The organism is Arthrobacter psychrolactophilus, from assembly GCF_003219795.1.
Taxonomy (GTDB): domain Bacteria; phylum Actinomycetota; class Actinomycetes; order Actinomycetales; family Micrococcaceae; genus Specibacter; species Specibacter psychrolactophilus.
The window spans coordinates 33,296-51,368 of the sequence record NZ_QJVC01000022.1; the positions used below are offsets into that span (position 1 = coordinate 33,296).

At 62.8% G+C, this 18,073-nt stretch carries 20 protein-coding genes; 17 read left to right on the forward strand and 3 right to left on the reverse strand.

The window, feature by feature from the left end; genetic code table 11:
• Positions 1–41: 41 nt before the first annotated feature.
• Entirely contained in the window at positions 42–479 is a 438-nt protein-coding gene (rbfA, locus tag CVS30_RS15495; protein ID WP_110486462.1) for a 30S ribosome-binding factor RbfA, read from the forward strand.
• Positions 480–568: 89 nt separating this feature from the next.
• Here rbfA and CVS30_RS15500 read toward each other — a convergent pair whose 3' ends face one another.
• A complete protein-coding gene (locus CVS30_RS15500) occupies positions 569–1,696 on the reverse strand; it encodes a ScyD/ScyE family protein (protein ID WP_110486463.1) in 1,128 nt (375 codons plus the stop codon).
• 298 nt (positions 1,697–1,994) lie between these two features.
• On the opposite strand from CVS30_RS15500, the gene truB reads away from it, so the two are divergent.
• The 8 genes from truB (at position 1,995) to CVS30_RS15540 (ending at position 10,437) form a co-directional block, all read left to right on the forward strand.
• Positions 1,995–2,972: a tRNA pseudouridine(55) synthase TruB gene (truB, locus tag CVS30_RS15505; protein WP_110486464.1), complete on the forward strand. Its 978-nt coding sequence runs from the start codon at positions 1,995–1,997 to the stop codon at positions 2,970–2,972.
• On the forward strand, positions 2,969–3,391 hold the full coding sequence (locus tag CVS30_RS15510) for a hypothetical protein (protein ID WP_245934638.1): 423 nt from the start codon (positions 2,969–2,971) through the stop codon (positions 3,389–3,391). The genes truB and CVS30_RS15510 overlap by 4 nt, the downstream gene beginning before the upstream one ends.
• Positions 3,388–3,813, forward strand: coding sequence for a hypothetical protein (locus tag CVS30_RS15515; RefSeq protein WP_110486465.1), 426 nt, complete (start codon positions 3,388–3,390; stop codon positions 3,811–3,813). Before CVS30_RS15510 ends, CVS30_RS15515 begins: the two co-directional genes overlap by 4 nt.
• Entirely contained in the window at positions 3,810–4,988 is a 1,179-nt protein-coding gene (locus CVS30_RS15520) for a GNAT family N-acetyltransferase (RefSeq protein WP_110486466.1), read from the forward strand. Before CVS30_RS15515 ends, CVS30_RS15520 begins: the two co-directional genes overlap by 4 nt.
• 82 nt (positions 4,989–5,070) lie before the next feature.
• Positions 5,071–6,012, forward strand: a complete 942-nt coding sequence (locus CVS30_RS15525) for a bifunctional riboflavin kinase/FAD synthetase (protein WP_281268087.1) — start codon at positions 5,071–5,073, stop codon at positions 6,010–6,012.
• Positions 6,013–6,183: 171 nt separating this feature from the next.
• Positions 6,184–6,453, forward strand: a complete 270-nt coding sequence (gene rpsO, locus CVS30_RS15530; RefSeq protein ID WP_110486467.1) for a 30S ribosomal protein S15 — start codon at positions 6,184–6,186, stop codon at positions 6,451–6,453.
• 375 nt (positions 6,454–6,828) lie between these two features.
• The gene (locus tag CVS30_RS15535; protein WP_110486468.1) at positions 6,829–9,069 is read left to right on the forward strand and encodes a polyribonucleotide nucleotidyltransferase; all 2,241 of its coding nucleotides are present in this window, start codon (positions 6,829–6,831) and stop codon (positions 9,067–9,069) included.
• Between the two features lie 3 nt (positions 9,070–9,072).
• Complete coding sequence (locus CVS30_RS15540) at positions 9,073–10,437, forward strand: M16 family metallopeptidase (RefSeq protein WP_110486469.1); 1,365 nt, start codon at positions 9,073–9,075, stop codon at positions 10,435–10,437.
• 93 nt (positions 10,438–10,530) lie between these two features.
• Here the strand turns inward: CVS30_RS15540 and CVS30_RS15545 are convergent, their stop codons facing one another.
• Together CVS30_RS15545 and moaA are read right to left on the reverse strand one after the other, a co-directional pair.
• Entirely contained in the window at positions 10,531–10,812 is a 282-nt protein-coding gene (locus CVS30_RS15545) for a MoaD/ThiS family protein (protein WP_110486495.1), read from the reverse strand.
• A 2-nt stretch (positions 10,813–10,814) separates the two neighbouring features.
• A complete protein-coding gene (moaA, locus tag CVS30_RS15550; RefSeq protein WP_110486470.1) occupies positions 10,815–11,930 on the reverse strand; it encodes a GTP 3',8-cyclase MoaA in 1,116 nt (371 codons plus the stop codon).
• Positions 11,931–12,109: 179 nt separating this feature from the next.
• Between moaA and CVS30_RS15555 the strand changes: the two genes are divergently transcribed.
• From CVS30_RS15555 to dapA, 8 genes are all read left to right on the forward strand, one after another.
• A complete protein-coding gene (locus tag CVS30_RS15555; protein ID WP_110486471.1) occupies positions 12,110–13,417 on the forward strand; it encodes a molybdopterin molybdotransferase MoeA in 1,308 nt (435 codons plus the stop codon).
• 53 nt (positions 13,418–13,470) lie between these two features.
• Positions 13,471–13,914: a cyclic pyranopterin monophosphate synthase MoaC gene (gene moaC / locus CVS30_RS15560; RefSeq protein WP_220033936.1), complete on the forward strand. Its 444-nt coding sequence runs from the start codon at positions 13,471–13,473 to the stop codon at positions 13,912–13,914.
• Positions 13,911–14,411 carry a MogA/MoaB family molybdenum cofactor biosynthesis protein gene (locus CVS30_RS15565; RefSeq protein ID WP_110486473.1) on the forward strand — a complete coding sequence of 167 codons (501 nt, stop codon included), beginning with the start codon at positions 13,911–13,913 and terminating at the stop codon, positions 14,409–14,411. The genes moaC and CVS30_RS15565 overlap by 4 nt, the downstream gene beginning before the upstream one ends.
• The gene (locus CVS30_RS15570; RefSeq protein WP_110486474.1) at positions 14,401–14,889 is read left to right on the forward strand and encodes a molybdenum cofactor biosynthesis protein MoaE; all 489 of its coding nucleotides are present in this window, start codon (positions 14,401–14,403) and stop codon (positions 14,887–14,889) included. Before CVS30_RS15565 ends, CVS30_RS15570 begins: the two co-directional genes overlap by 11 nt.
• Before the next feature lie 10 nt (positions 14,890–14,899).
• Positions 14,900–15,658, forward strand: a complete 759-nt coding sequence (dapB, locus tag CVS30_RS15575; RefSeq protein WP_110486475.1) for a 4-hydroxy-tetrahydrodipicolinate reductase — start codon at positions 14,900–14,902, stop codon at positions 15,656–15,658.
• Between the two features lie 84 nt (positions 15,659–15,742).
• A complete protein-coding gene (locus CVS30_RS15580) occupies positions 15,743–16,135 on the forward strand; it encodes a hypothetical protein (RefSeq protein WP_370801143.1) in 393 nt (130 codons plus the stop codon).
• Positions 16,136–16,234: 99 nt separating this feature from the next.
• The gene (locus CVS30_RS15585; RefSeq protein WP_110486477.1) at positions 16,235–17,023 is read left to right on the forward strand and encodes an alpha/beta fold hydrolase; all 789 of its coding nucleotides are present in this window, start codon (positions 16,235–16,237) and stop codon (positions 17,021–17,023) included.
• A gap of 143 nt (positions 17,024–17,166) precedes the next feature.
• Positions 17,167–18,072: a 4-hydroxy-tetrahydrodipicolinate synthase gene (gene dapA / locus CVS30_RS15590; protein ID WP_110486478.1), complete on the forward strand. Its 906-nt coding sequence runs from the start codon at positions 17,167–17,169 to the stop codon at positions 18,070–18,072.
• The last annotated feature ends 1 nt before the right edge of the window (position 18,073 follow it).

Genomic DNA, 18,073 nt, shown 5'->3' on the forward strand with positions numbered 1-18,073 from the left:
CCAGAACCATCCACAGTCTTTCCACTTTTAAGGAGTTCATCATGGCTGATTCAGCCCGCGCGTCCAAGCTGGCGCAGCGTATCAAGGTTGTGGTGGCCGAAGGTCTTCGCTCCCGGGTCAAGGACCCTCGCGTTGAAGGCATCACCGTCACCGACGCCCGCGTCACTAACGACCTCCAGCACGCCACCATCTACTACACAGTTTTTGGTGACGACACGGCTAAGAGCGAGGCTGCGATCGGCCTCGAGCGCGCCAAGGGTGTGCTTCGTGCCGAGGTTGGCAAGAACATCACGGTTCGCCTCACGCCGACCCTGGAATTCATTGCCGATGTGATCCCGGAAAACGCCTCGAACCTGGAGGCCCTTCTGCGGGTTGCCAAGGATCGCGACGCAAAGCTGGCCGAGCTCTCGGCCAACGCCGAGTTTGCCGGCGATGCTGATCCGTACAAGAAGGATGAAGAGGACGCCGAAGAGGCGTAACTCCCAGTCCGACGGCGGGAGCCCACCTTTTCTCGAAAAGGTGGGCTCCCGCCGTCGTTCCCTAGGCAGTATCTCGCAACGGACTGTGCCTAGCGGCCGTTACGCAGCCCCGTCGTGACGAGGCTGCCGCCTGTCTCGGCGAGGGAATTGGTGAGGGCCGCGAGCGTGGCGCCGCCGACCTCCACGTCGGACACCATGGCGGCCGGCAGCACGGTGCTGACCTTGCCGTTCTTGATGACGCTGACACCATCACCGAAGAGCGCAGAGACGTAGACATTGTTGCTCTTGTCAACGGCGATGCCTGTTGGAGCGGCAAGACCCTGGGCGAGTAATTGCGTCGTGCCGCTGTTAACGTTCATGCGGTACGCCTTGCCAACCCCGAGAGCTTCCCCGGGAACACCGGGCAATACCGTGTAGTACAGCCACTGCCCGTCGATTTCAATATCTGTCGGAACTGCTTGTGCGTAGTACGTCAGCCCCATCATGCATTCGGGGATCGTCATGCCCATCTCGGCAGCCACAGCCACAACGGAGGCATCAATCGTGAGGGCCTCGGCCGGCAATGCCTTGACCAGCTTCACATTTCCGTTGGTGGACACGTACAAGAGGGTGTTAGCTCCGGCATCGCCTACATAGACGCCACCCTTGACGGGCGCCGAAGAGTAAGGATGGGAGAACAGCTCGCCGGTCGACTGTAGATACGGGGCCTGTGCCAGACACGTGGGCGAGGCATCCCGCACACCGTAGACAGTTGCGCCGTCTGGGTCATTAGCGGCCTCAAATACGCTCAAATCGGTGATCTGGTGCGCGATGCCATGCTGATCCAGACTCATGAGCCGGGCAGGAAGTAGCTCGCCTCCGGGCTCGGGCCCCGCACCCTGATCATTGTTGAAGTAAAAGGTGGTGCCAGCAAGGTGCGAAACGCCGGCGATTTCCTGCCCTGGCGCATTGACCAGGGTGGTCTTGACACCCTGGGCCGAGTAGCTGTTCAACTGACCGGCGAAAGATTCAGCCACGAGAAAGTTGCCGTTGGAGCCAAAAGCCACCTTCAAGGGGCTGATGAGCTGGGAGGCGACCTCCGTGACGGGAGTGGGCGTGGAGTGGGATGCGTGGCCTCGCGTGCCACCGGAGCCGTTCGGATAGGCCAGGGCGGGGCCCGCACTCATGATCATGGCAATTGCACTCGCTGCAGCAATAGCTGCAATTTTGTTCCTCATAATGTTCCCTTGGGGGAGAGCCCGGTGATGACGGGCAGGACTAGGATCTACGTCTGGATTGAACAAGGCTGAATCCGCTGTAGTTCGGCCTATACAGGCCAATCGGATATCCGTCCCCCAGGGTCCGCTACCCGTCACCCCTGCGCCCGTGCACTGGACGGTGCCGCAAGTGATCCCAGCCTAGGACTGCCCAACCGGGGCCGTCAAGAACACAAAAATCGGTGAGTTGTGTCACTAGAGTGGCTGCGGAGATTTTCGCGGCGGCTCAGGGGGCCGCCATGCCGATATACTTCAAAGCGTGCTTTCTGGACTGGTAATTGTAGATAAACCGCAGGGATGGACCAGCCACGATGTGGTTGGCCGAATGCGAAGGCTTGCAGGGACCCGAAAAGTCGGGCATGCAGGCACCTTGGACCCCATGGCCACTGGCGTGTTGGTGGTGGGCGTCAATAAGGCCACACGCCTGTTGACGTACATTGTGGGCACCTCAAAGACGTATGAGGCGACGATTCGCCTCGGTGCCACGACCATCACTGACGACGCCGAAGGTGATGTCACCGCGACCACCCCCACGGACGGCGTCAGCGACGAGGCGATCGAGGCTGGAATTGCAAAGCTCCGCGGCCCGATCTCGCAGGTGCCTAGCAGTGTCAGCGCCATCAAGGTCAACGGCGAACGCGCCTATGCTCGCGTGCGCTCAGGCGAAGAGGTCAAGTTGGCCGCCCGCCCGGTCACGATCCACTCCTTCGACGTGCTGGAGATCCGTCACGGAGTCACGTCCCAGCCCGCCGCTGATGTGCTTCCGACGGACGACGGCGTGAGTTATGTTGACATCGACGTCTCGGTGCGTTGTTCCTCAGGAACCTACATCCGAGCCCTGGCCCGCGACCTGGGTGCCGATCTGGGCGTAGGCGGTCACCTCACGGCCCTGCGCCGCAGCGCCGTAGGCCCGTACACCCTGGACCGTGCCCGGACGCTCGAGCAGCTCGCCGAGAACCTGGAAATTCTTGATATCGCCGATGCCGCCCGCGCCCTCATGCCGGTGCGCGAGCTGACGGCTGCCGAAGCCACCGAGCTGTCCTTCGGGCGCCGCATTCCGGCCAGCCCCGAGGGGCGCCATACCTCCGATGACCCGGCGGCGGCGTTTGCCCCCGACGGAACGCTCGTGGCGTTATTGGCCGACGCCGGCAAGTACGCGAAGCCGGTGCTGGTTTTCCCTCCGGATTCGGCCGCTAAAGCCGAATCACAAGCCGTAGCCGAGGAGACCGAGTCGTGACTCTTGACGCCTGGTTCATCATCGGCGCTATTGTCGGCATTGCCTCGACCTTCGTGTGTGTCGTTGCCGCAGTGATGAAGAAGAAACCTAACGACATCACGCTTTTGGCCCTGGCCGCCGTCGAACTTTTCATTATCGCCTACGCGATCGGTTCGCTGGTTCGGCTGCTGAACGGGGTCCCGCTGGTGGGTGAGCCGTGGGAGTTCTGGGGGTACATCTTCACCGCGGCGGCGCTTCCCGTGGCCGGATTCTACTGGGCCATGATGGAACGCACGCATTGGTCGAACTACGTCATGGGCGCCGTGGGTATCACGGTCGTGGTCATGATGGCTCGAATGGCACAAATTTGGTACGGCACCGGCCTGTCCGCGCAAGCCGTACCAGCACTGGAAACACTGCGATTAGGACTCGGATCATGAGCACTCCCACCACAGCACCTATGGAAACTCCCAAGGGCCGCACCTCCGGTCCGGGGCGGTTGCTGATCACGGTGTACGCAGTCTTCGCGATCTCCGCGACGGCCCGAGCGCTGCTCCAGATCGGCACCAAGTTTAACGAGGCGCCCGTGGCCTACTCACTCTCGGCCTTCGCCGCGCTGGTGTACATACTGGCCACGATTTCCTTGGCAAAGCCCGGGGCACAGTGGGCCAAGATCGCCACGGTGGCCATCTGCATTGAACTTGTGGGTGTCTTGGTGGTTGGAATCTTGAGCCTGACGGATCCGGCCGCCTTCGCGCACGCCAGCGTCTGGAGCAAGTTCGGCCAGGGCTACGGCTACATTCCGCTCCTGCTGCCCATCATCGGCCTGATCTGGCTTTACCGCCACCGGGAAGTGAAGTGAGTGCGCTCGATCAGTTAGCGAGCAACCCCGTTCTCAGCGACGGCGTCACGACGCTGCGACGCTTTCAGGTACGGGACGCGGAGGCATTTGCCGCGATTCACCGAGACCCGCTGAACATTCAGTGGACCGGTTCTGTGGCCACCATGGACGCCGCGCAGGCCCTAGGCTTCATCGAGGGTCACATCGCCGCCGGCTGGGAGAGCGGCACAGGATTACGCTTTGCCATCACGGAAATCATTGCGGGAACATCGCAGGTTGTTGGCACCCTGAGTTTGCAGGACGTCGTGTCAACGGCTGCCGGCGGCTCGGCTCATGTCGGCATCAAGATGCTGCCCTCGGGTCGGGGGACAGGTGCCGCGCAGCGGGCCATCGAGCTCGTATGCGGCTACGCCTTTGGCAATCTCGGACTGGGCTATCTGCACTGGATCTGCACGGAGGGAAACCGCGGCAGTATGTCCCTTGCCCAACGATGCGGCTTTCAACAACTGGCACACATCCCCGGCTTCGCGCGGGTCGCTGACGAGGTCGCGGGTGGGTTGATTTTTAGCCAGACCGCTGCCCGGTGGCATGCTCGGGAACAATCCCTAGACCTAGCACCGGTGGTGCCAGTGTTACACGGCGAGAAGGTTCTCCTGCGCGCCCTGACACCCGCCGATGCGCCGGCGCTGGTGAGGAACTGCCGCGATCTGGCGGCTATTCGCTGGACCACCGTGCCCCTGGAATACTCCTCCGAGCATGCCGACTACTTCATTAAGACGGTCGTGGTGGACGGCTGGAGAACAGGGGAGACCCTGACCTTTGCTGTGGCCTCGGTCGACACGGACGAGCTGCTGGGCACGATCGATCTGCAGTCTAAACACCCCGGCGTTGCCGCCGTGGGAATCAATATTGGACCGGAGGCACGAGGCACGGGAGCCGCAGAGGAAGCTGCGCGCCTTCTGCTGGACTACGGTTTCACGCACATGAATCTCAGCTTCATCCACTGGGGTGCCATGGTGCCCAATTGGGGAAGCCGGAAACTGGCCTGGAAACTAGGATTTAGTTTCTCCGGCTGCCTCCGTGGCGGCTACAACGATCGCGGCACACCTGCGGATCTGTGGCAGCTGACGCTGGCCGCCGGTGACCCGCAAACGCCACAGGAACCATGGACCGGACCGGCGGCCATTAACAGGTAATCTTGGAAGCGTCTTGAATTACCTAGCGACAGACCGGGCGCATGCCATTCGCGCCGAGCATCTAAGTGAACGAGGAACAGTAGTGCAGATTTGGAACTCCATGGAGGAAGTTCCCGAGAGCTTTGGCCCGTGCGTGGTCACTCTGGGGAACTTCGACGGGCTGCACCTCGGACACCAGGAAGTCTTGGGGCAGGTCCGTGACGAAGCAGCCAAGCGTGGTGCCCGTTCGGTCGCGCTGACCTTTGACCCACATCCGGCCAAGGTTCACCGCCCCGAGTCCGCCCCGGAGCAAATCATGGGCCTGGCGGACAAGCTCAACGCCATGGCCGAGTTGGGGCTGGATGCCGTCCTGGTCCTGCCGTACACGCTGGACTTTGCCGCGCAAACCGCCGAAGAGTTCGTCCGCAATGTCTTTGTTGACGGGCTTAGCGCCTGCGCCGTCGTGATTGGCCGAGACACACGCTTCGGAAAAGGCAACTCAGGTGACTTCTCGACCATGGTGAGCCTCGGCGCGGACCTAGGGTTCGACGTCGTGGTTGTCGATGACGAAGGTCATGACCGCCGCTGGTCCTCTACTTGGGTACGCGAGGCCCTGCGCCAAGGCGATGTCGACACGGCCGCCCAGGTACTGGGACGCCCCCACACCATGAGTGGCGAGGTCGTGCACGGAGCAGCCCGTGGCCGGGAGCTGGGATTCCCCACGGCAAATCTTTCCCCCGACGCGTGCGGCATCATTCCCGAGGACGGTGTCTACGCCGGCTGGTTGACGGACGAGTCCGGACACCGCTGGCCCTCGGCGATCTCCGTTGGCTCCAATCCCACGTTCGTGGGTGTCAGCCGCCAGGTCGAGGCCTATGTCATCAACCGCCCCGAGGAATCCGTCGAGGACTTTAACCTCTACGGCCAGCACATCGTGGTCGAATTTGTGCGACGTTTGCGTGGCATGGTCGCTTACACGGGTCCCGAGGCGCTGATTGAACAGATGCACCAAGACGTGATCGATACCCGCGCCATCCTCGGGTGAGTGGAACGCCACACTGAGTTCAAGCTCACGGCTTCGACAGAAGCGGCGTTTCTGCACTAAACTCAAAGGTGGAATCCGGCTGCAGTCCGTGGTGGCTGGATTCATCTACGTGGGCTCAAGAAATTGAGTAGTGCGTGGGATCTTGTTCACGGCACATCATAGGAGTTACTTGTGGCATTAGACGCCGCTGTAAAGCAAGAAATCATGCAGGCTTTCGCAACGAGCGAAGGCGATACCGGTTCGCCCGAGGTTCAGGTAGCGATGCTCTCACGACGCATCTCTGACCTGACCGAGCACCTCAAGATGCACAAGCATGACCACCACACCCGCCGCGGCCTCATGGCCCTGGTTGGTCGCCGTCGTCGCCTGCTTGGCTACTTGAAGGACACCGACATCGCTCGCTACCGTACGCTCATCGAGCGCCTCGGCCTGCGTCGCTAGTCATGTGAGACAAGGCGGCTTTCCTGCGCTCAGACACCTCGTGTCGTTTGAGCTTGGAAGGCCGCCTTTCACAGTGTAGGAAAGCTATATTGTGAACGGTATGCCGTCCGCTTCGGCGGGCGGCATACCAGCATTACCAATCCCTGCCATACAAGGACGAGTCCGCCGCATTCACGCATTCGCGGTCCTCGGTAGTGGCCTCCGGGACGAAGGTTCGTCAAACGACCTTCTCCGCCCGTGGGCCTCGATCGAAGACCGGATGTTGTACAGAGAGCCACAGCACGATCCGGTGGTGTCCTGGGAAGAATGTGCGGCACCGATCCTTGGCGGGGGTTCAAAGACGAACATCTACCGAGAAATGGAGGTGACTCTCATATGGAGGGTCCCGAGATTCAGTATTCAGAGGCTGTCATTGACAACGGCCGCTACGGCAAGCGCGTTGTCCGCTTCGAAACCGGTCGCCTTGCTCAGCAAGCCGCCGGTGCCGCCATGGTGTACATCGACGAAGACACCGTTTTGCTGTCGGCCACCTCGGCCGGCAAGCAGCCGCGTGAAGGCTTCGACTTCTTCCCGCTGACCGTCGATGTGGAAGAGCGCATGTATGCAGCCGGCCGCATCCCGGGCAGCTTCTTCCGCCGCGAAGGCCGCCCCTCAACGGAAGCCATCTTGGCTTGCCGCTTGATGGACCGCCCGTTGCGCCCGGCATTCGTCAAGGGTCTGCGCAACGAAGTTCAGATCGTTGTTACGGTTCTGGCCATCAACCCCGACGTGCTGTACGACGTGGTAGCTATCAACGCTTCCTCCATGTCAACGCAGCTCTCCGGTCTGCCGTTCTCCGGCCCCATCGGTGGCGTTCGCGTTGCCTTGATCGACGACGGAGCGGGCCCCCAGTGGGTTGCCTTCCCGAAGCACTCCGAACTGGAAAACGCCGTGTTCAACATGGTTGTTGCCGGTAAGGTGGCCGGCGACGATGTAGCCATCATGATGGTTGAAGCCGAAGCTACCGACAACTCCTGGAAGCTCATCAAGGAACAGGGCCACCAGGCTCCGACCGAAGAGATCGTTTCAGAGGGTCTGGAAGCGGCTAAGCCGTTCATCAAGGCTCTGTGCGACGCTCAGGCTGACCTGGCTGCTCGCGCCGCCAAGCCCACCGTCACGTTCCCGCTGTTCCTGGATTACCAGGATGACGCGTACAACGCCGTTGAGAAGGCTGCAGCTACCAAGCTCGCCGCCGTGTTCTCCATCGCTGACAAGCAGGATCGCGACAACGCCTCCGACGCTTTGAAGGACGAGACCATTGCCGCTCTGGCTGGTGACTTCGAAGGCCGCGAGAAGGAACTCTCCGCAGCCTTCCGCTCCGTCACCAAGCACGTCATCCGCCAGCGCATCCTCACCGAGCAGGTTCGCATCGACGGCCGTGGCCTGACGGACATCCGCCAGCTCACCGCCGAGGTTGAGGTTCTGCCTCGCGTTCACGGTTCGGCAATCTTCGAACGTGGCGAGACCCAGATCCTGGGTGTCACCACCTTGAACATGTTGAAGATGGAACAGCAGATTGACTCGCTGAGCCCGGTAACGCGCAAGCGCTACATGCACAACTACAACTTCCCGCCGTACTCCACCGGTGAAACCGGCCGCGTGGGCTCGCCCAAGCGCCGCGAAATCGGTCACGGCGCCTTGGCTGAACGCGCCATCGTGCCGGTTCTGCCGACGCGTGAAGAGTTCCCCTACGCCATCCGCCAGGTATCCGAGGCACTGAGCTCTAACGGCTCAACGTCCATGGGTTCCGTCTGTGCATCGACCCTGTCGCTGCTCAACGCCGGTGTGCCGTTGAAGGCACCCGTTGCCGGTATCGCCATGGGCTTGGTCTCCGACCAGGTCAACGGTCAGACCCGCTACGCTGCCCTGACCGATATCCTCGGCGCCGAAGATGCTTTCGGTGACATGGACTTCAAGGTTGCCGGTACCGCCGAGTTCGTGACTGCCATCCAGCTTGATACCAAGCTCGACGGCATCCCGGCCTCTGTTTTGGCTGCCGCTCTGAAGCAGGCTCGCGAAGCTCGCTTGCACATCCTCAGCGTTCTGACCAGCGCCATCGACGTTCCGGACGAGCTCTCCGAGTTCGCTCCTCGCGTCATCGCGGTCAAGATCCCCGTGGATAAGATCGGTGAGGTCATTGGGCCCAAGGGCAAGATGATCAACCAGATCCAGGAAGACACCGGAGCTGACATCTCGATTGAAGATGACGGCACGGTTTACATCGGTGCAACGAACGGTCCGTCAGCTGACGCCGCTCGTTCAGCGATCAACGCCATCGCCAACCCTCAGATTCCTGAAATTGGCGAGCGTTACCTGGGCACAGTTGTCAAGACCACCACGTTCGGTGCGTTCATCTCGCTCACACCGGGCAAGGATGGTCTGCTGCACATCTCCGAGCTCCGCAAGCTGGCCAATGGCAAGCGCGTGGACAACGTTGATGACGTAGTTTCCGTCGGACAGAAGATCCAGGTGGAAATCACCAAGATCGATGACCGCGGCAAGCTCTCCCTCTCACCGGTTGTTGCCGATGAAGAGAACGCCGCTGAAGAAGTAGCTGCCGAAAGCGCTGCTGAATAATTCATGGCGATTACCCTTTTGCCGCTTATTAGCGCTGCTGACGGCCTGGCTTCCGAAGAGTCCACGTTGATATCTGGCACGGTCGGCGGTGCCGTCGTGCACCGTTCGGTCCTGCCCGGGGGAGTGCGAGTCCTCACCGAGTCCATGCCTGGTCAGCGCAGTGCGACAATCGGGTTCTGGGTTGGTGTTGGCTCTCGGGATGAATCCGAGGGCCAACACGGCTCAACCCATTTCCTGGAACATCTGTTGTTCAAGGGAACCAAGCGTCGAACCGCGTTGGAAATCGCCTCTGCCTTTGACGAGGTGGGTGGCGAATCCAACGCGGCTACGGCCAAGGAAAGCACCTGCTACTACGCACGCGTGCTGGATACCGACCTGCCCATGGCCATTGACGTCATCGCCGACATGGTCACCTCTGCCGTGATAGATCCGGCCGAGTTGGAGCAGGAACGCGACGTCATTTTGGAAGAAATCGCCATGGATGGCGATGACCCTACCGACGTGGCCCACGAACATTTTGTGGCAGCAGTCCTGGGCGATCACGCCCTGGGCCGTCCCATCGGAGGAACCCCGGAGGCCATTAAGGCTGTGCCGCGTGAGTCCGTCTGGGAGCACTACCAAAAGCATTACCGCCCTGAGACTCTTGTCATCACCGCCGCCGGTGGGCTCGAGCATGAGGCTGTGTGCGAACTCGTCTTGAACGCCTTGCGTACCGCTGGCTGGTCCCTGGACGACGGCGTGGCACCTGTTGCACGTCGCAGCTCCACGGCCGCTGTCATCACGGGAACCGCAGGATTACAGGTCGTCAACCGTAAGGTGGAGCAGGCCAACATCATTGTGGGCTGCCCGTCCCTGACCGCGACGGATTCGCGACGCTACGTCATGAGTGTGCTGAACTCGATTCTTGGTGGCGGCATGTCCTCACGCCTCTTCCAAGAAATCCGTGAAAAGCGTGGACTCGTGTACTCCACGTACTCCTTTGCTTCTGCTTACGCCGATGCCGGATACTTCGGCATGTATGCAGGCTGCTCTCCGCAAAAGGTGGGTCAGGTCATCGGCCTGCTCGTTGAGGAACTGGAGAAGCTGGCCGCCGACGGCGTGAGCGAGGGCGAGCTGAAGAAGGCGCTGGGGCAACTCTCCGGCGGTATCGTCCTCGGCATGGAAGACAGCGGATCACGCATGTCTCGCCTGGGTCGTTCGGAGCTGGTTTCCGGTCAGTTCATGGACATCGATGAGACCCTGGGCTGCATTCGCGCCGTCACGGCCGAGCAGGTGCAGGAGCTAGCCCGCGAGCTAGCCGCCGCCCCGCGCACCATGACCGTGGTTGGACCCTTCGAGGAGACCGAAACCTTCGGACTGAAGCTCTAAACGTCAGCACGCTTTTCGCCACAGCCCCCCATTAATGCCACCGGTCTTCCTGTGGCATTAATGGGGGGCTGTGGCGAAAAGTCGTTTAAAGCGTCAGCCGCCGGCGAAAGGCGGCAGGACGTCGACCACGTCGCCGGCACGCAGCGGCGCGCTCAGATCCCGCGTGGAGACCTCGTTAATCAGGAAACTGCACCGCGTGAGCACCTGCGCCAAGGGCGGCGTGTGTGCCGAGGCCGAGACCGGAAAGCTCGTCACAAGTAGCTCGGAAAGGTCCGCCAGGGTAAAGGCTTTCGTCGAGTCAAGAGTAGCCAGGTCCAGCTGTTGTTCCTCAACACCTGTTGCGGCTGCTGCCGCGGCAAAGAATCGTATGTTCACGCTCATCCTCCGATGGCACTCATGCTGCGGTCTGGCTGAACAAAATCGGCGTCTCCCAAACCGGGATGGCCCATGCCGTGGGCACGGGGCTTCGCCCACATGGCGTCCTGCCAGCGGGCCGTGACGGCATCGTCGTCCTGCTGGGAATCACCGGCTCGAAGCAGGGCCAAGAGGTCCACCTCGGTGCGGGAGAACAAGCAACTCATGACCTTACCCTCGGCCGTGATGCGGGTGCGGCGACAATCGGCGCAGAACGGTTCGGTCACGGAGGCGATGATGCCCACCGTGCCCAAGAGCGCCGTCGAGCCGTGATGGCGAACCTCAAAGCGTTCCGCGGGCGCCCCATCGCGGGCGCGCGGGTCGGGGGAGAGCTCAAAGTCGGGGCTCAGCAGCTCACGGATCTCGGCCGCGGTGATCATGCCCTCGCGGGTCCAGCCGTGGTCGGCATCGAGCGGCATCTGCTCGATAAAACGCAGCTCGTAGCCACGATCCAGACTCCACTGCAAAAGCTCAGCCGCGTGTCCCTCATTGACACCACGCAACAGCACGGCGTTGATCTTCAATGGCCTAAGTCCCGCGGCGGCGGCCGCCTCAATGCCCGCGAGCACCTGGTCCAGGAAGGGCCGGCGCGTCAGCTGCAGGAAGGCGTCGTGGTGCAGCGTGTCCATGGAGACGTTCAGGCGCGTCAGCCCGGCGTCGGCCAGTGCCTGGGCCTTCTTCGCGAGCCCCACGCCGTTGGTCGTGAGGGAAATCGGCAGCTCGGGGTGGTTCTTGCGCAGCCCGGCAATAATCTCCACGAGGTCCGCGCGCACCAGCGGCTCGCCACCGGTCAGACGCAATTCGCGCACGCCCAAACGGTTTACGCCGAGGCCCACAAGCCGGATAATCTCCGCTGCCGTGAGTAGTTTGTCCTTCTTGAGCCAGTCGAGTCCCGCCTCGGGCATGCAGTAGCTGCAGCGCAAATTGCACTTATCCGTCAACGACAGCCGCATATCACTGGCAACTCGACCAAATTGATCCAGCAGGCCGCGTTCGTCACCGCCTGTGCGGGTAGTGGCAGTCTCGGAGGAGCTCGGGCGCACTTCTGGCAGGCCCAATGCCACTCGTTCACTGTTCATGCCATAACGCTACGCCATCTCGGCGGCTCCGGCGCTGTCTGGAGGCAGCTTTAGCTCGCGCAGGCTCCGAATATGAAGAACGACGGCGGGAACTCGCCACCGCGGCCCCGTTCCATCCCAGCCCACTCACCTAGACTTGAAGACGAGGGCGCGCCGTGCTGCCCTGCCGGGAGGACAAGATGCGAAGAACAGTTGCCGAACACCAGCGCGCCATTGCGCAGTTATTGCGTACGCAGTGGGCCGCACTTCCCGGATCCATCACTGCTAGCGCGCAGGACGGCGAGGGGACCATGAGCCTGCCACTTATGGCAGCCCGAGACCGGGTGCTGGCCGCCGATCTGCGAGCGCCCCTGGACCTGCCGCCCTTCGCGAACTCGCAGATGGACGGGTACGCCATCCGGGTCGAGCCGGAACAATCAGAAGACGTTGATTTCGCACAATCAACCAGTTACCGGGTTGCTGCGACGATCCCCGCAGGAGCTGTTCCCGAGCCGCTGCAACCGGGAAGTGCCGCACCCATCATGACGGGCGCCATGTTGCCGTCCGGGGCGAACGCCGTGGTTCCCATCGAACAGGCCATTCCCGAGCACTTTGCCGAGGTTGGCGAGAAGGTTGAATTGCCCCGCACGACGGCAGGCACCTTCGTGCGCGAGCGCGGGAGCGATGTCCGCCGTGGCGAGCTCGTGATCCCTGCCGGCACATTGCTGAACGCCGCCCATTTAGGACTTGCGGCAGCGCTTGGCCTGACCGAGGTCTCCGTGCGGCGAAAACTACAGGTGCTCCTGCTGACCACCGGCGATGAGGTGTTGTCGCCGGGCGATCCCGCCGCCGCCGCGGGTCTGCCGGAAGGGATGATCTTCGACGCGAACGACTCCCTGTTACGCGCCAGCCTCGAGGCGGCCGGTGCCGAGGTTGTGGCATCACTCGTGGCCAAGGACGATCCGCAGGAGCTGTTGCAATTCCTTGACAACTTCCTAGGAGCCACAGAACACCCGTGCGATGTGATCATCTCCGTGGGCGGCATCAGCGCCGGCGCCTTTGAGGTGGTGAAGCAAGCCCTGACGGTCGCGGGGGAGGCGGCCCAGATGGACTTTGGCCATGTCGCGATGCAACCGGGTGGGCCGCAGGCCGCCGGAAGCTACCGCGGCGTTCCCTTCCTCGGCTTCCCGGGCAACCCGGTGAGCGCCTTTGTCTCCTTTGAGATGTTCCTGCGCCCGGCCTTGTCCGAGCTTCTCGGCGCTCCCGTGCGGCGCCACCGCGTGCTGGCCACGCTGGAACACGCCATGAGCTCTCCCGCAGGCAAGCTGCAGATTCGCCGCGGCAGTTATTCCGGCCCCGAGTTTGAATCCGCGGCGTCCGTGCGCGAGGTGGGCGGTCCACAATCGCATTTGCTCGGTGCCCTAGCCCAGGCCAATGCACTCATCACTGTCCCGGCAGGTGTCACGGAATTGCAGGTCGGGGCAAAAGTGGAAGTATTACTGTTGTGACTACTTCCGATACACCTGCCCTGACCCATCTGCGCCACGACGGAACGGCCGCCATGGTGGACGTTTCCGACAAAGCCGTCACGACCCGCGAGGCAACCGCCACCGGCACGGTGACCACCACACCCGCCGTCATGCAACTCCTCGGCACCGGCGGCCTGCCCAAGGGCGACGCCCTCGCCGTGGCACGCATCGCCGGCATTATGGGAGCAAAAAAGACCCCGGACCTCATTCCGCTGTGCCACCCCTTGCCCATCTCCAAGGTCACGGTGGACTTTGAACTGGGCGACACCGCCGTCACGATCCTGGCCACCGTCAAGACCCGCGGCGTGACCGGCGTTGAGATGGAGGCGTTGACGGCAGTCTCGGTGGCCGCACTGAGCGTCTACGACATGATTAAGGCCGTCGACAAGCACGCCGTGATCTCCGGGATCCAGGTGCTGGCCAAGAGCGGCGGCAAAAGTGGCGACTGGGCCATCTCCGAAGGGACACCGGCATGAGCGCCTGCGAACCCGGCGCCTCTCTCGGTAAGGCAGCCGTCATCATCGCCTCGACCCGAGCGGCCTTGGGCGTTTATCAAGACCTCACGGGACCCGTCATCTCCGACTGGCTGACCGAACATGGCTTTGAGACGCTCGAGCCCATCGTGGTGCCAGACGGGGCACCGGTAGGGGCGGCGCTGCGGGCCGTGCTGACGCAACATCCCGCCGTCGTACTGACCAGTGGTGGCACGGGGCTGAGTCCGGATGACCAGACTCCCGAAATGACGCAGCCGTTCCTGGACCGGGAGATCCCCGGCATCATGGAGGCAATCCGCGCGGCAGGGCTGAGTAAGACCCCCATGGCGGCGCTGAGCCGAGGGTACGCGGGTCTGGCCGCTCAGACGCTCATCGTGAACTTGCCGGGCTCGCCCTCCGGGGTCATGGACGGTCTGGCCGTTCTGGACCCCATCATCAAACATCTTTTGGATCAAGTAGGCGGCCACCATGGGCACTAATATCGACGTTGTGTACGCCGGGCTGAGCTCCGAACCCATCTCCGTGGATGCTGCCATTGCCGCAGTGGAATCGGACACCGCCGGTGCCGTGGTCTCCTTTAGCGGGATCGTGAGAAACCACGACGGCGGCCAACAAGTCACGCGGCTCAACTACAGTGCGCACCCCCTCGCCACGCGAGTGCTCCGCGACGTCGTCGCCTCCCTCGTGGATGACGGCACCGCGGTGATGGACCCCAGTGGCCACCCCGTCCGGGTCTGGGTCGCCCACCGCGTGGGCTCCCTCGAGATCGGCGATCTCGCGCTCGTGTGCGCCGTGGCCTCCTCACACCGGGCCGAGGCCTTTGAGCTGTGTTCGGCGCTCGTGGAACGCATCAAGGCCGAGGTTCCCATCTGGAAGGAACAGTTCTTTAGCGACGGATCCGTCGAGTGGGTGGGCGCCGGGACGGTGCCGGATCTCGAGGGCAAGGAAAACCAGTAGGCTTAAAGCTATGAGTGAAATGCTGAAGGTGGCCGTACTTGGCGCCAAGGGACGAATTGGATCGGCCGCGGTTGCGGCAATTACTGCGGCACCGGATATGGAACTCGTGGCCGCGCTGGGCCGCAACGATTCCCTGGAGCTGTTGCGCGAACACGGGGCACAGATCGTGGTGGATCTGACGGTTCCGGATTCCACGGAGGCTAATGTGCACTTTGCCGTAGAGCATGGCATTCACGCCGTGGTCGGCACCACCGGCTGGGACGCCGAGCGCCTCGCTACACTCTCGGAGTTGCTGGCCCAGCACCCCGAATCCGGTGTCTTGATCGCCCCCAACTTCGCACTTGGCTCCGTGCTTGCGACCCGCTTCGCCGCCCAGGCCGCCCGGTACTTCGACTCCGTGGAAATCGTCGAGCTGCACCACCCGCGCAAGGTCGACGCTCCCTCGGGCACCGCCCTGCGCACGGCCCAGTTGATCGCCGCGGCCCGCACCGCCGCCGGTGTTCCGGCTTCCCCCGACGCCACCGAAACAGAACTCGACGGCGCCCGCGGCGCCTCGGTGGACGGCATCCCCGTCCACAGCGTTCGCCTTGCCGGCCTCGTGGCCCACCAAGAAGTACTCTTTGGCAGTCACGGCGAGGCGCTGACCATCCGTCACGACTCCTTCAACCACGAGTCCTTCATGCCCGGTGTCTTGCTCGGCGTGCGCACCGTGGGCACCCGCCCCGGACTTACGGTGGGCCTGGACGGCTACCTCGATTTGGAAGGCTAAACCGTGGAGAACGACGGAGCAAGCAAGCGGATTTCAAAAACCAAGATCTGGGTCGCCTTGATCGTCCTGTTGTTGGTGTTTTACATGGTGGTCATGATGCAGCGAGCCGTGCTGTTGCTGGGTGACGCCGATTGGGTCGCCAAGTTGCTGGGGCTGGCGTATTTTGTCATCCCGTTCGTGGCGGCGTGGGCCATGATCAGTGAGATCCTCTTTGGCGCCCGCACGGAAAAGATGGCCAACGTCCTCGCGGCGGAGGGCGGCCTGCCCGTGGATAATTTGCCGCGCACCCCCGGAGGACGGATCCTCCGGGAGGCCGCGGACGCCGAGTTTGAAAAGTACAAGCTCGAGGCGGAAGCTGCTCCGGAGGACTGGCGTTCCTGGTTCCGGCTCTCCTGCGCCTACGACGCTTCCGGCGACCGTAAGCGAGCCCGCAAAACCATGCGGGACGCCGTGGCGATGTTCCGCGCCACCCGGTAGTCAAACTTATCGAGAACGCACTTAGTGGACGGTGAAAAGTCTATCTGCCGGTTTTTTGTCCACTAAGTGCGTCCTGGAATTATGGGAAGTTGAGAGATCATGGCCATTGCACTGAACCCGCACGACGGCGTCGAGCTCGCCTACGATTCGGTCGGGGAGGGCACGCCCCTGCTGCTCGTGCATGGTAGCGCCCTGAGCAAGGCCATTTGGCGCGGCTTTGGCTACTCCAAGGCCCTGCGCGAGAGCTACCGCATCATCACGATGGATCTGCGCGGCCACGGTCGCAGCGGCAAGCCCCTCACCCGTGAAGACTATGTCATGCCGACCCTTGTGTCCGACGTCCTCGCCGTGCTCGATGCCGCTGGCGTGCAGCAGGCGCACTACGGCGGATATTCGGTGGGCGCGCGGCTGGGCTTCTCGCTCGCGCTGGCCGCCCCCGAACGCCTGCTCTCCTTCACCTCGCTGGGCGGCACCTTCCGGATCCAGCCCGGCAGTATTGGCCGGCTCTTCTTCCCCGAGTACGACGCCGCTCTCGGCTCGGGTGGCATGCCCGCCTTCGTCGAGGGCTGGGAAGGTGCCATGGCCCGTCCGCTCGATGCCCAGACCCGCGCCGCCTTCTTGGCTAACAACGCCGTGGCGCTGCGCTCATACTTCGCCCAGACGGAGACCGAACCCGGTGTCACCGAGGCCGATTTGGCCACCATCACGTTGCCGAGCCTACTCATGGCCGGCACCGAGGATCGGGCGCGCTGGGCTGACTCGCGGCTCGCGGCCGAGCTCATGCCGCACGCCCGCTTCGTGGAATTGCCGGGCCGCAACCACGGAAACACGCTCATTCCCGCGGGCCCCGTGCTGGATGAATGGTTGCCGTTTTTGCGTGAGCTCTAGCACCTCGCCGCCTCACCCGGGCGCGCCGTCGTCCCAGAGCCCTCGCGGCGTCCTCGCATTTTTACGTCACGGACCGGCACTTCTTGGCTCACGCCGTGGACGACGTTGCATGAAATCCGTGCCGAGCGACTAATGTTTTAGCTATGTCTGCAACTGAAATCTCCCCCCGTACCTTCGGAACTTTGGTGCCCGCCATGGTCACCCCCTTCACCCCTGACGGCGAAGTGGATTACAAGGCGGCCGGAGAGCTCGCCAACAAACTGGTCGACGGCGGATGCGACGGTATCCTCGTGACCGGCACCACGGGTGAAACCTCCACCCTGACGGACGAAGAAAACCTTGGCATGTTCCAGGCCGTGATCGACGCCGTAGGCGGCCGCGCCCGCGTCATCGCCGGAACCGGCACGAACGACACCCGCCACTCCATCAGCCTGTCTCAGCGCGCAGCCAAGCTGCCCATTGACGGATTGTTGATTGTTACCCCGTACTACAACAAGCCCAGCCAGGCCGGCATCCAGGCTCACTTCGAGGCCATCGCAAGCTCCACGGACCTGCCCGTCATGCTGTACGACATCCCCGGCCGCGCCGGCGTGCCGATCCACACGGAAACTATCATCAAGCTGGCCGCACACCCGCAGATCACCGCGCTGAAGGACGCCAAGGCCGACTTCACCGAAACCAGCCGCGTGCTGGCCAACACCGACCTCGATGTCTACTCGGGCGACGACGGACTGACGCTGCCGCTCATGGCCGCCGGCGCCGTCGGACTTGTCAGTGTCAGCGCCCACGTGGCCCCCGGACAGTTCCGCGCGCTGATCGACGCCGCAGCGGCCGGAGACTTTGTCACAGCCCGCCGCATCCACTTTGCCCTCGACCCGGTCATCCGGGCCACGATGGGCCATGTGCAGGGCGCCGTGGCCGTCAAGCAAATTCTTAAGTGGCAGGGAATCCTGTCCAACTCGGTCGTCCGCTTGCCCCTCGTGGAGCCTGGCGAGGCCGAGATCGCCATGATCAAGGCTGACCTTGCGGAAGCTGGAATGGAACTCTAAA

What these genes read in the sequence shown, in the direction of transcription:
- rbfA (WP_110486462.1), top strand. Translation starts at nt 42, where the DNA reads ATGGCTGATTCAGCCCGCGCGTCCAAGCTGGCGCAGCGTATCAAGGTT.
- CVS30_RS15500 (WP_110486463.1), bottom strand. Translation starts at nt 1,696, where the DNA reads ATGAGGAACAAAATTGCAGCTATTGCTGCAGCGAGTGCAATTGCCATG.
- CVS30_RS15515 (WP_110486465.1), top strand. Translation starts at nt 3,388, where the DNA reads ATGAGCACTCCCACCACAGCACCTATGGAAACTCCCAAGGGCCGCACC.
- CVS30_RS15535 (WP_110486468.1), top strand. Translation starts at nt 6,829, where the DNA reads ATGGAGGGTCCCGAGATTCAGTATTCAGAGGCTGTCATTGACAACGGC.
- CVS30_RS15540 (WP_110486469.1), top strand. Translation starts at nt 9,073, where the DNA reads ATGGCGATTACCCTTTTGCCGCTTATTAGCGCTGCTGACGGCCTGGCT.
- moaA (WP_110486470.1), bottom strand. Translation starts at nt 11,930, where the DNA reads ATGAACAGTGAACGAGTGGCATTGGGCCTGCCAGAAGTGCGCCCGAGC.
- CVS30_RS15555 (WP_110486471.1), top strand. Translation starts at nt 12,110, where the DNA reads ATGCGAAGAACAGTTGCCGAACACCAGCGCGCCATTGCGCAGTTATTG.
- moaC (WP_220033936.1), top strand. Translation starts at nt 13,471, where the DNA reads ATGGTGGACGTTTCCGACAAAGCCGTCACGACCCGCGAGGCAACCGCC.
- CVS30_RS15565 (WP_110486473.1), top strand. Translation starts at nt 13,911, where the DNA reads ATGAGCGCCTGCGAACCCGGCGCCTCTCTCGGTAAGGCAGCCGTCATC.
- CVS30_RS15570 (WP_110486474.1), top strand. Translation starts at nt 14,401, where the DNA reads ATGGGCACTAATATCGACGTTGTGTACGCCGGGCTGAGCTCCGAACCC.
- dapB (WP_110486475.1), top strand. Translation starts at nt 14,900, where the DNA reads ATGAGTGAAATGCTGAAGGTGGCCGTACTTGGCGCCAAGGGACGAATT.
- CVS30_RS15580 (WP_370801143.1), top strand. Translation starts at nt 15,743, where the DNA reads ATGGTGGTCATGATGCAGCGAGCCGTGCTGTTGCTGGGTGACGCCGAT.
- CVS30_RS15585 (WP_110486477.1), top strand. Translation starts at nt 16,235, where the DNA reads ATGGCCATTGCACTGAACCCGCACGACGGCGTCGAGCTCGCCTACGAT.
- dapA (WP_110486478.1), top strand. Translation starts at nt 17,167, where the DNA reads ATGTCTGCAACTGAAATCTCCCCCCGTACCTTCGGAACTTTGGTGCCC.